This is a genomic window from Shewanella sp. SM101, from assembly GCF_025654465.1.
GTDB classification, from domain to species: domain Bacteria; phylum Pseudomonadota; class Gammaproteobacteria; order Enterobacterales; family Shewanellaceae; genus Shewanella; species Shewanella oncorhynchi.
On the sequence record NZ_JAKKRH010000078.1, the window covers coordinates 1 to 11,862 of the forward strand.

Sequence of the window (11,862 nt, forward strand, 5' to 3'; positions counted from 1 at the left end):
TTGGTGTGCCACCCTGGCGTTCTAGTTTTAACTGTCTCACCCATTTATCCATAGTGGACTTACCAACGTTCATCGCCTTTGCAGCTTCGATGATGCTATGGTTTTTATCGAGGACTAATTGGGCTGCTTCAAGTTTGAATTCAGCACTAAATGTTTTTCTGGTTGTCGATCTCATGTGTTCACCTAAAGTCATCTACGAGGTAATAATATCACCTCTATTTAGGTGGCCAAAATTAGTGTGCCACTACAACTTGCCAGCTTCATCACGTGCAATGACAGTCAAAGGTACTGATTTCTCGGGTCCTAAGAGCCCAGCATTATATTGCCGAACGCAGTCTACCAGCGCATCCACAATCGCGATATTTTCTTCACTCATAACTTCAAAGTTCATGTCAAAAACTCTTTCTGGAATGTGATTACTTTATAAACGTAAATGTTATTTCTGTTGTATTCAACTTTTGATTGATCTTACTAATGTTAATCATTATCATTCGCGAAATTATTTATAAGTTGCATTTGTAAACTAAGTTTACTAAACAGGAGAGGTTTATGTTATTTCGTCAAACTTGCTTGGCAGTTGCCATTACCGCTGTATTTACGGGTAATTTTGTCCAAGCCGAAGAGGCTCCCGACAGAAAAATGGAAGTTATGGTTGTTACTGCCTCTGGATATGAACAGAAATTGGTTGATGCACCTGCCAGTATTTCTGTTATCACCCAAGAAGATTTGATGATAAAACCTTATACCACTCTCCTAGATGCAGTGCGTGACTTGGAAGGGGTTGATATTGGTGAAACCCGTGATAAAACAGGGCAAGGTACCATCAGTCTACGCGGTATGGGATCTGACTATACCTTAATCCTTGTCGATGGTAAGCGTCAGAATAACCATGGTGATATTTATCCAAACAGTTTTGGTGGCAATCAATTTGGTCATGTACCACCACTTGATGCTATTGATCGAATTGAAGTTATTCGTGGGCCAGCATCAACGTTATACGGTGCAGATGCTCTAGGTGGTGTGGTGAACATCATCACTAAAAAAGTGGGCGACGAATGGTCTGGCTCTATCACTCACAGCCGAACTCATCAAACCAATGATGCCTATGGTGAAGATATCACTACCGATTTCAGCGTGATGGGTCCCCTCATTAAAGGCGTTCTTGGGTTATCTATTCATGGCAGTATCTATGATCGAATGGGGTCTACACCAGAGTACGCACCAGTAGATTATCCTAATGGAGAAGTACGCACTCGTTCACTCGGTTTTGGTGGTGGCGGTAAAACCGTCGATAACGAAAATCATATGTTAGGTGGTAGTTTAAGTTGGACGTTAAATGAACATCACAAAATTTGGTTTGATTTAGATTCCTCATCTCAAGATTATGATAATACACCACTGATCAATGATAACGGTGAACGCGAGTATCCGCTTGGTACTGTTGATAATATCGATAGTCTCTGGATTGCCAGTAACTTCTGTAAAGGCGGCGTAGGTTCCCGTGAGGCTGCTTGTCTAGCCAGCGGTGGTGAATGGGCAAGACGCTCAAATCCGCGAGCGGGTTACAGCGAGACTCAAAAATTTACCCGTGATGCTTGGGCATTAACCCATGAAGGTGCTTGGGATTTTGGTACAAGCTTTGTGTCACTATCCTATGTAGACACACAAAATAATGGCCGCACACTGCCATTTACCACTGCTGAGCGAGTATTACTACTGCAGATGATTGATGGTAAAGGGGATTACACCGGCATGACTGAAGCCGAACGTAAAGCGATTGCTGAATCCACTTTCCTGCCTAGACCTAAACGCGAAATGGCAAGTAATCAATATACGCTTGATATGAAACTCGATATTCCATTTGAAGCTGCAGGAAATCATGTCGCAGTGACGGGTGCGCAGGTGATTCGTGGTGAGTTGAAAGACGGTGTATTTGGTATGGAAGAAGGTACGCCGGGCGCAGTACAAGAACATAATATGTGGTCTGTTTTTGCTGAAGATACATGGAGCATGACTTCTGATTTATCTGTTACTGCGGGTTTACGTCATGATGATCATGAAATATTTGGCAATCAACTCAGCCCACGTCTATACGGCGTTTACACCATTAATAATGAGTGGACTGTAAAGGGTGGGGTGAGCACAGGTTTTAAAACACCTAAAACCACACAATTGTATGATGGTGTCGTTGGCTTTGGTGGCCAAGGAACCTCACCGCAATTTGGTAACCCAGATCTCGAAGCTGAAACCAGTGTGTCCAGCGAAGTCGCCCTGTATTGGTCTCATCCAGATGGCCATAATTTTAACGTCACTATCTTTAAAAATGACTTTGACGATAAGATTGCTTCACAACCCTGTGGTAAAGGTACGAGCATAGAATGTTCCGATGCGGGTGAATATGCTGATTTAGGTTATGCAGTCAGTAGCAAAACAGTCAACATAGATAAAGTTACTATTCAAGGAGCTGAGCTCGCGGGACGTTGGGAAATTCTAGATGCCTTAACGTTAAATGCTAATTATACCTACACAGATAGCGAGCAGAAAAGCGGTGCAGAGCAAGGCCGTCCACTCGGCAACAGTGCCAAGCATATGGCAAACGCGACATTAAAATGGGAGTTGACCGACTCATTTAACGTATTCTTGACCTCAGAATACCGTGCTAAACGTTATCGCTCTTGGGATATCATTAATGATGCTGCACTTTACTATAAGGGTTATAACGTGTTCCATCTTGGTGGTTCTTATCAGGCGAGTGAGTTTGTCACCTTCAACATGCGAGTAAATAACTTGTTTGATAAAGATTTTACTTCATACGATATTGTCTTCACCGAATGTAGTGACACTAGCACGACTTGTGTCTCTGACGATAATGGCCAAAACGGATACACAGCATCTTACGTTGATGATTTTAATAACAAAGATAAGGCCCGTAACTTCTGGGTTGGTATGAATGTACGTTTCTAAACGAATACCCTGTGCATTAGCCATTATTTGATATTCATGGGCGATAGATAAAACTGAGAGTTACCCGTTTGATAAAGGTATCCACTATCAATTAAACAATAGGGTAACTCTCATTACTCATTACTCATTACTCATTACTCATTACTCATTACTCATTACTCATTACTCATTACTCATTACTCATTACTCATTACTCATTACTCATTACTCATTACTCATTACTCATTACTCATTACTCATTACTCATTACTCATTACTCAGTGCACCTGCACTGTGCTGGAGAGTCCGCACTATCGAGCCATCAATAAAGACCCATTCCGTGTCGGCCATTTTCACTAAAGCTTTGAGTAAATAGGCCTGAATGTCTTTTTAGACCATAAATGAAACCCTCTAAAAACCGTACTCCAATGGCCCAACTCTTTGGGTCAATCTTGCTAAGGGGGGCCTGCTAGAAGGCGGTAAAGAATGCCTTCGAATGTTTGTCTATGTTCAGGTTTATCATAAACATGGCCTGTGCTGTTCATTAAATGAAATAGCGTTTCCCTGCGTGCATTGGTTAGTATCAATCTTGGCATGCTCTCTAAAAATCATTCTCGAAAGCTCAATAGATCCTAGATGAAGTCAGAAACATTAAAGGTGCTAGCGTATAAGTCTAAAGTATCAGCCATTGCCCGTTTGGGTAAGTACCAATATAACCAAAGGGTATTCTTCCACAGAGATACCAAAATAGGCGTTCACTCGTAAAGGCTGAAAGTTTAACGTCAGCTAGTAGCAGTGTTGCGAGCGTATTAGCGTCATCGGATGTCAGCGCGCATATTTCTGCAACGGGAATAATTTTCCAAGTGGAGAGGTAAGCTGACTTAGAAATTTCATCGACTTCGCTGTCAGAAATCCAAGCATGCACATCATTTACTACTGCCTTTGTTTTTAACGAATTTGCCAAGTCATGATCAGTTACACACAGGCTTTCATAGTGGATTTCGTAAGGTGTTTCAAAAAAGGCTTCAGGATCGGATTCAAGAAAAGCGGCGATCTCCTCTAATGTACCGTATGTCTTTGCTGTTTCCTCTGGCAGACCTACGTTGGCTGCCCATGCACAAGATTGAAGTTGCTGTAATAAGATGGCGTTATCGGTCATGGGATCAGTGCACTCTAATGGTCTGTGTATATGCTGCTTTTTATCTTGCCATATTTGTCTTAGCACTATTAATCTAACTAAATGTCAGACATAAAAAAACCGCTGGGTAGCGGTTTTTTATGGGTCTTAAGTGTAAAAATTGAAATGAATTAAGACTATAGACCCGCGTCAGCACGTAATATTTCGGCTTTATCAGTCGCTTCCCATGGGAATTCGCTGCGACCAAAGTGGCCATAAGCGGCGGTCGCTTGATAAATTGGACGTGCTAAATCTAGCATGGCCGTTAAACCGTATGGGCGCAGTTCAAAGTGTTGACGTACTAACTTGATCAGCACTTCTTCAGATACTTTACCGGTACCGAAGGTCTCGATGCTGATAGAGGTCGGCTCTGCCACACCAATTGCGTAAGACACTTGGATTTCACAGCGATCAGCAAGACCTGCTGCAACTATGTTTTTTGCCACATAACGGGCAGCATATGCCGCGCTACGATCCACTTTTGATGGATCTTTACCAGAGAATGCGCCACCACCATGACGGGCCATGCCGCCGTAGGTGTCAACGATGATCTTACGACCCGTTAAGCCGCAATCGCCTACTGGACCACCGATAACAAAACGGCCAGTTGGGTTGATAAAGAACTTAGTATCTTTGTTTAACCATTGAGCCGGTAATACTGGCTTGATAATGGTTTCCATCACGCCTTCAATTAAGTCGGCTTGTGAAACGTCATCTCTGTGCTGAGTCGATAACACAACTGCATCGATACCGATAATTTTGCCATCATCATAGGCAAAAGTGACTTGGCTTTTCGCATCTGGGCGTAACCAAGGTAGCGTGCCATTTTTACGCACTTCAGACTGACGTTTCACTAATGCGTGGGCATAGGTGATAGGTGCAGGCATCAGAATGTCGGTTTCGTTGTTGGCATAGCCAAACATTAACCCTTGATCGCCAGCACCTTGCTCTGCAGGGTCTGCGCGATCTACACCTTGATTGATGTCGGGTGATTGCTTACCAATGGCGTTTAATACTGCGCACGAGTCTGCATCAAACCCCATATCTGAATGGGTATAACCAATTTCACGCACCGTTTTACGGGTGATTTCTTCAATATCAACCCAGGCAGAGGTAGTGACTTCACCACCCACTAATACCATGCCGGTTTTGACATAAGTTTCACACGCTACGCGTGCTTTTGGATCTTGAGCCAGAATTGCATCTAGCACAGCATCAGAAATCTGATCTGCAATCTTATCGGGATGACCTTCTGATACCGACTCAGAAGTAAACAAGTGCTTTGCCATAGTAGGAAAATCTCGTCGTTAGCATTCAAACGTGTAGAAGCATCTACATCTAGACGGCTATTTTAGTTTAAATCCGATTGCCGATCACCCCCGATAATAAAAAATCCTCTCAGATTGTGACCTGAAAACGACTACGCTCTGTCATAAATAGGTTATTTTACTTATATTTCATAGCATTAAGTTTACTATGTTTTTGAGAAATTTATTTCTCCATTACAAGTGATCCTTGCTATGCCCTCTCAAGTAAACGCCAGCAAAGTGACTGGCTTGTTTCTGCGACTTGTATACCCAAGCGACCTGAATCCTGCATCTTCAGGTTGTTTGGGTACATATTCGCCCATCTTTTGCTGAGTGAATGGTAATTTTAGTTTGCGTCACACTGGCATGTAGGGGAAAATATGCATCCAAATTGCCCGCTAGACCCCACAAACAAGCAGGAGAGAGCATGTCTTCCCGTAAAGTACTCGCAAACGCAATCCGTGCGTTAAGTATGGATGCAGTTCAAAAAGCAAATTCAGGCCATCCCGGCGCCCCAATGGGTATGGCAGATATTGCTGAAGTGCTGTGGAATGATTTCCTTAAGCACAACCCGAACAATCCGAAATGGGTAGATAGAGATCGTTTTATCCTCTCTAACGGTCACGGTTCAATGCTGATTTACTCTTTACTTCACCTGACTGGTTATGAATTACCAATTGAAGAGCTAAAACAGTTCCGTCAATTGCATTCTAAAACCCCGGGTCACCCAGAATACGGTTACACCCCAGGTGTTGAAACCACAACGGGTCCACTCGGTGCGGGCATCAGCAACGCTGTCGGTATGGCGATTGCTGAGAAAACCTTAGCGGCACAGTTTAACCGTGATGGTCACGATATCGTTGATCACTACACTTACTGCTTCCTCGGCGATGGCTGTTTGATGGAAGGCATTTCCCACGAAGCCTGTTCATTAGCCGGTACTTTAGGTTTAGGTAAACTGGTCGCATTTTGGGATGACAACGGTATTTCTATCGATGGCCATGTTGAAGGCTGGTTCACCGATGATACGCCAAAACGTTTTGAAGCTTACGGCTGGCATGTGATTGCCGGTGTTGACGGTCACGATAGCGCGGCAATCCGTGCTGCTATCGAAGCGGCTAAAGCCGTTACCGATAAACCAACCATGATTTGCTGCAAAACCATTATCGGTTTTGGTTCACCCAACAAATCTGGCAGCCACGATTGTCACGGCGCGCCACTAGGCGATGCAGAAATCGCAGCCGCCCGTGAATTCCTTGGCTGGCCACATGCACCATTTGAAATCCCTGCTGACGTTTATGCCGGTTGGGATGCCAAAGAAGCCGGTGCGGCCCGTGAAGCAGCGTGGAACGAGAAGTTTGCAGCATATCGCGCTGCTCACCCAGAACTGGCTGCTGAATATGAGCGTCGCGTTCTGAAAGGTGAATTACCGGCTGATTTCGAAGAAAAAGCGCAGGCATTCGTACAAGCATCACAGGACAAAGCCGAAGGCATTGCGAGCCGTAAAGCCTCACAAAATGCTATCGGTGCATTTGGCGCTATGTTGCCTGAACTGTTAGGCGGCTCTGCTGACTTAGCGGGTTCTAACTTGACACTGTGGTCAGGTTCTAAAGGTATTCAAGACGATCCAGCTGGTAACTACATTTACTACGGCGTGCGTGAATTCGGCATGAGCGGCATTATGAACGGTGCTTCGCTGCATGGTGGTTTCATCAATTACGGCGCAACTTTCATGATGTTCATGGAATATGCTCGTAACGCAGTTCGTATGTCGGCGCTGATGGGCATTCAAAACATCTTCGTTTATACCCATGACTCTATCGGTCAAGGTGAAGATGGCCCAACGCATCAGCCAGTTGAGCAATTAGCTAACCTGCGTATGACGCCAAATATGGCCGTATGGCGTCCATGTGATGCGGCAGAAACGGCTGTTTCTTGGAAAGTGGCGATTGAGCGCCGTAATGCACCTACGTCACTGATCTTCAGCCGTCAAAACCTGAAAGCGCAAGCGCGTACCGCTGAGCAATTAGCTAATGTGGCTAAAGGTGCTTATGTACTGCAAGACTGTGCGGGTACACCAGAACTGATCCTGATCGCAACTGGTAGCGAAGTACAATTGGCAATGGATGCAGCCGCTGCACTGACTGAGCAAGGTAAACACGTTCGCGTAGTTTCTATGCCATCGACGACTGAGTTCGATAAGCAAGATGCCGCGTATAAAGAATCTGTATTACCACGTGCAGTGACTAAACGTGTGGCTATTGAAGCGGCGCATACCGATTTCTGGTACAAGTACGTCGGGTTTGAAGGCACAGTTGTGGGCATGACCACATTTGGTGAGTCTGCGCCGGGTAACGTGCTATTGAATCACTTCGGTTTCACCGTTGAAAATGTGCTGAATGCTGCAAAATCATTGGGCTAATCGCTCAAGGGATTAGATTCAATACAAAAGGTTAAACTTTTTAAGTGTTAATCTGTATAATGCGGCCTGCAATCGTTTGCAGGCCGTTTTTGTATTAAGAGGAAATTGAGACCTCAATGATCCGAGTCGCTATCAATGGTTATGGCCGTATCGGCCGCTCTATTCTTCGTGCTTTGTACGAGTCTGGAAAACGGCAGCAAATGCAGATTGTCGCGATTAATGAATTAGCTAAACCTGAAGCCATTATTCATCTGACCCAGTACGACACCACTCACGGTCGGTTTGCGCACAAAGTGAAACTCGTCGATGATCACATGCTGATTGGCGACGATGCGATAAAAATTCTCCACGAGCCCGATCCGGCAAAACTCCCTTGGCACGAGATGGACATAGATATTGTCTATGAAGCCACAGGCGTATTAGTCGATCGTCAAAGCTGCGAAGCCCATATTCACGCCGGCGCTAAACAAGTGCTGATAAGTCATCCATCCTCAGCCGATGTCGATGGCACGATTGTCTATGGTGTAAACCACGATTTACTCCGCGCCGAACATACTGTGGTGTCCAACGCTTCTTGCACCACAAACTGTATCGTGCCTGTGATCGATGTGCTCGATCGCCACTTCGGAGTTAAAAGCGGTGCCATTACCACTATCCATTCGGCGATGAATGATCAGCAAGTGATTGATGCTTATCATGATGATTTGCGTCGTACCCGCGCTGCTGGCCAATCGATTATTCCTGTCGACACTAAGCTTGCCCGCGGTATTGAGCGGATCTTGCCACACATGAAAAATAAGTTTGAAGCGATTTCGGTGCGCGTGCCCACCATCAACGTGACCGCCATCGATTTGTCCGTGACCTTAGAAAAAACCGTCGATATTGCCACAGTCAATCAGGTGCTGGAATCAGCCGCCAATGGGCGATTTAATGGCATCTTAGGCTATACTGATGAGCCCTTAGTCTCATGTGATTTCAACCATGATCCGCGCTCCAGTATTGTCGATGGTACCCAGACCCGCGTGAGCGCCGGTCAGTTGGTGAAGTTACTCCTGTGGTGCGATAACGAGTGGGGTTTTGCCAATCGTATGTTAGATACGAGTTTGGCGATGATTGCGGCCAAGCGAGGCTGATAAAAGTAGATTATTCACTTGTGGGTCACTGAATTTATGTCAATTCGACGGGATGTCGAGCGCCGAGCGGCAGTCAATTCATACCGGCTATGTGTGAAACAGTTTGTTTTTTGATTATAAAAGGAAGCGTTACCATGGCAATTATCAATATGTCAGATCTGGATCTACAAGGTAAGCGCGTGCTTATCCGCGAAGATCTCAATGTCCCTGTCAGCAATGGCGTCGTCACCAGTGATGCACGTCTGCGCGCCTCTCTACCGACTATCGAGTTGGCCCTTGAAAAAGGTGCGGCTGTGATGGTGATGTCGCATTTAGGTCGTCCGACCGAAGGCGAATACAATGCTGAATATTCTATGCAACCTGTGGTCGATTATTTGGCAAAAGCCCTGTCTTGTCCTGTGCGTTTAGCGACCGACTATTTAGATGGCGTTGACGTTGCCGTGGGTGAAGTGGTTGTGTTCGAAAACGTGCGTTTCAACGTGGGTGAAGGTAAGAACAACGAAGCCTTATCGAAAAAAATGGCGGCGCTGTGTGATGTCTATGTGATGGACGCCTTCGGTACTGCACATCGCGCCCAAGCATCGACCCATGGCGTGGGCATGTTTGCCCCAATCGCCTGTGCCGGTCCATTACTGGCGCAAGAATTAGATGCCTTAGGCAAGGCATTAGATAACCCTGCGCGTCCAATGGTGGCGATTGTCGGTGGATCTAAAGTGTCGACTAAGCTGACCGTGCTAGAAAGTCTTTCAGGCATAGTCGATCAGTTAGTTGTTGGCGGCGGTATTGCCAATACTTTCATTGCGGCGGCGGGCTACAATGTTGGTAAATCACTGTATGAAGCGGATTTGATCGACGAAGCTAAACGTTTAGTGGCCAATGCTAAGACCCGTGGCGCCGATATTCCTGTGCCGACTGATGTGGTCGTTGCGGGCGAGTTTAGCCCAACTGCGACAGCGACGTTAAAATCGGTTAGCGAAGTCGCTGATGGCGAAATGATTTTCGATATTGGTCCAGATAGCGCTGAAGCACTGGCTAAAATCATCGAATCTGCTGGCACTATCGTGTGGAACGGCCCTGTGGGCGTGTTCGAATTCGACCAATTCGGTGAAGGTACTAAGCGTATCGCCCAAGCGATTGCTGATTCAAAAGCGTTCTCTATCGCAGGCGGTGGTGACACTTTGGCTGCGGTTGATAAGTACGGTATTGCCGATAAAGTGTCTTACATTTCGACTGGCGGCGGTGCTTTCCTCGAGTTCCTCGAAGGTAAAGAATTACCGGCTGTGGCTATGTTAGAAAAGCGCGGCGCTTAATCATTAAGTTTTAAAAAACGCGGCGCATAAGACGTCGCGATAAGCTCTGATAACATCAAAGCTTTGATAAAAAGTAAAAAATTATAAAAAAACCGCCCGTATTCATCTAAGGTACTTAATTTAAGTTGTTTATTTAAGGTACAGAGTTGAATGCGGGTATAAAAATCCATCCAAACGATAGCGACCTCGGTGATAGATATCACCCTATTATTGGAGTTAAAAAATGGCGTTAATTTCCCTACGACAACTACTTGATCACGCAGCAGAACATGGATACGGTGTGCCTGCGTTTAACGTTAACAACTTAGAGCAGATGCGTGCCATCATGCAGGCCGCTGAAGCAACAGACAGCCCTGTGATAGTGCAAGCTTCTGCTGGCGCGCGTAAATACGCTCGCCCACAGTTCTTAAAATATTTGATGGCAGCAGCTCTTGAGCAGTACCCAGATATTCCTGTGTGTATTCACCAAGACCACGGTACCGATCCTGATATTTGTCAGCGTTCTATCCAATTAGGCATGTCATCTGTCATGATGGACGGCTCTTTGATGGCTGACGGCAAAACGCCTGCATCGTACGAGTACAACGTTGATGTTACCCGTCGTACAGTGGCATTTGCCCATGCGTGTGGTGTGTCAGTTGAAGGTGAAATCGGCTGTTTAGGCAGCTTAGAAACTGGCCAAGCTGGCGAAGAAGATGGTGTTGGTGCATCAGGTATTTTAAGTCACGATCAAATGCTGACTAGCCCTGAAGAAGCGGCGCGTTTCGTTGCCGATACCCATGTTGATGCACTCGCGATTGCTATCGGTACTAGCCATGGTGCATATAAGTTCAGTCGTAAACCGACGGGCGATGTACTGCGTATCGACCGCATCAAAGAAATTCATGCGCGTATTCCTAATACTCACTTAGTGATGCACGGTTCATCTTCTGTGCCACAAGAGTGGCTAAAGATCATCAACCAATATGGTGGTCAGATCCCAGAAACCTACGGTGTGCCATTAGAAGAAATCGTAGAAGGTATCAAACATGGTGTACGTAAAGTCAACATTGATACCGACTTACGTTTAGCATCAACGGGTGCTGTTCGTAAATTCCTAGCTGAACACCCAAGTGAATTTGATCCACGTAAATTCCTGAAAGCATCAATGGAAGCCATGGCCGATATCTGTACGGTTCGCTATGAAGCTTTCGGCTGTGCAGGTCAAGCATCTAAGATTAAGCCATTGTCTTTACAAGCAATGTATAAAGCGTATCAGTCTGGCGCGTTAGATCCTAAGATCAATATGTAAGCGTTATCGCTGAGATAAAAACCCGCTAAAGCGTAATGCCGATCAGTTAAGACAGATCGCTTGACGATCTCGCTGAAAAGATCAAAATCCGATGACCTCATGTCATCGGATTTTTTTATGCAACTCTCAGAAGCACTCGCCCGTACTCATATTACCCGCCTAACCGAATTCACCTGCTTAGCAGATGTGTTAGAACCTGAGTTAATTCAATCTTGCCTAGACTCTCAGGGCGTTGCGACGTTAAGACGGCGTAAATTGCCGATGGACGCGATGATTTGG

10 protein-coding genes and 1 pseudogene are annotated in these 11,862 nt (G+C 45.5%); 6 read left to right on the plus strand and 5 right to left on the minus strand.

Annotated elements, in window-relative coordinates:
• Together L5M38_RS23025 and L5M38_RS23030 are read right to left on the minus strand one after the other, a co-directional pair.
• Positions 1 to 175 (minus strand): transposase (locus tag L5M38_RS23025; protein ID WP_263148818.1); only part of this gene is annotated, 175 nt, incomplete at its 3' end.
• Between the two features lie 69 nt (positions 176 to 244).
• A complete protein-coding gene (locus L5M38_RS23030) occupies positions 245 to 391 on the minus strand; it encodes a hypothetical protein (protein WP_263180425.1) in 147 nt (48 codons plus the stop codon).
• Between the two features lie 158 nt (positions 392 to 549).
• On the opposite strand from L5M38_RS23030, the gene L5M38_RS23035 reads away from it, so the two are divergent.
• Positions 550 to 2,964: a TonB-dependent receptor domain-containing protein gene (locus tag L5M38_RS23035; RefSeq protein WP_131525102.1), complete on the plus strand. Its 2,415-nt coding sequence runs from the start codon at positions 550 to 552 to the stop codon at positions 2,962 to 2,964.
• Positions 2,965 to 3,213: 249 nt separating this feature from the next.
• Here L5M38_RS23035 and L5M38_RS23040 read toward each other — a convergent pair.
• The 3 genes and pseudogenes from L5M38_RS23040 to metK all read right to left on the minus strand — a co-directional run.
• Positions 3,214 to 3,539, minus strand: a pseudogene (locus L5M38_RS23040) (transposase); the annotation flags it as partial.
• A gap of 77 nt (positions 3,540 to 3,616) precedes the next feature.
• A complete protein-coding gene (locus L5M38_RS23045) occupies positions 3,617 to 4,102 on the minus strand; it encodes a hypothetical protein (protein WP_219254527.1) in 486 nt (161 codons plus the stop codon).
• Between the two features lie 155 nt (positions 4,103 to 4,257).
• A complete protein-coding gene (gene metK / locus L5M38_RS23050; protein ID WP_113939808.1) occupies positions 4,258 to 5,409 on the minus strand; it encodes a methionine adenosyltransferase in 1,152 nt (383 codons plus the stop codon).
• Between the two features lie 445 nt (positions 5,410 to 5,854).
• On the opposite strand from metK, the gene tkt reads away from it, so the two are divergent.
• The 5 genes from tkt to L5M38_RS23075 form a co-directional block, all read left to right on the plus strand.
• A complete protein-coding gene (gene tkt, locus L5M38_RS23055) occupies positions 5,855 to 7,849 on the plus strand; it encodes a transketolase (protein WP_263180426.1) in 1,995 nt (664 codons plus the stop codon).
• Positions 7,850 to 7,965: 116 nt separating this feature from the next.
• Entirely contained in the window at positions 7,966 to 8,982 is a 1,017-nt protein-coding gene (epd, locus tag L5M38_RS23060) for an erythrose-4-phosphate dehydrogenase (RefSeq protein WP_105250098.1), read from the plus strand.
• 134 nt (positions 8,983 to 9,116) lie between these two features.
• A complete protein-coding gene (locus L5M38_RS23065; RefSeq protein WP_105250097.1) occupies positions 9,117 to 10,292 on the plus strand; it encodes a phosphoglycerate kinase in 1,176 nt (391 codons plus the stop codon).
• Positions 10,293 to 10,515: 223 nt separating this feature from the next.
• On the plus strand, positions 10,516 to 11,583 hold the full coding sequence (fba, locus tag L5M38_RS23070; protein WP_028761627.1) for a class II fructose-bisphosphate aldolase: 1,068 nt from the start codon (positions 10,516 to 10,518) through the stop codon (positions 11,581 to 11,583).
• 99 nt (positions 11,584 to 11,682) lie between these two features.
• A partial coding sequence (locus L5M38_RS23075) for a transposase domain-containing protein (protein WP_263142523.1) occupies positions 11,683 to 11,862 on the plus strand: 180 nt, incomplete at its 3' end.

Excerpts from the sequence above, each read along its gene's own strand:
- L5M38_RS23035 (WP_131525102.1), top strand. The coding sequence starts at position 550 with ATGTTATTTCGTCAAACTTGCTTGGCAGTTGCCATTACCGCTGTATTT.
- L5M38_RS23065 (WP_105250097.1), top strand. The coding sequence starts at position 9,117 with ATGGCAATTATCAATATGTCAGATCTGGATCTACAAGGTAAGCGCGTG.
- L5M38_RS23030 (WP_263180425.1), bottom strand. The coding sequence starts at position 391 with ATGAACTTTGAAGTTATGAGTGAAGAAAATATCGCGATTGTGGATGCG.
- epd (WP_105250098.1), top strand. The coding sequence starts at position 7,966 with ATGATCCGAGTCGCTATCAATGGTTATGGCCGTATCGGCCGCTCTATT.
- tkt (WP_263180426.1), top strand. The coding sequence starts at position 5,855 with ATGTCTTCCCGTAAAGTACTCGCAAACGCAATCCGTGCGTTAAGTATG.
- fba (WP_028761627.1), top strand. The coding sequence starts at position 10,516 with ATGGCGTTAATTTCCCTACGACAACTACTTGATCACGCAGCAGAACAT.
- metK (WP_113939808.1), bottom strand. The coding sequence starts at position 5,409 with ATGGCAAAGCACTTGTTTACTTCTGAGTCGGTATCAGAAGGTCATCCC.
- L5M38_RS23045 (WP_219254527.1), bottom strand. The coding sequence starts at position 4,102 with ATGACCGATAACGCCATCTTATTACAGCAACTTCAATCTTGTGCATGG.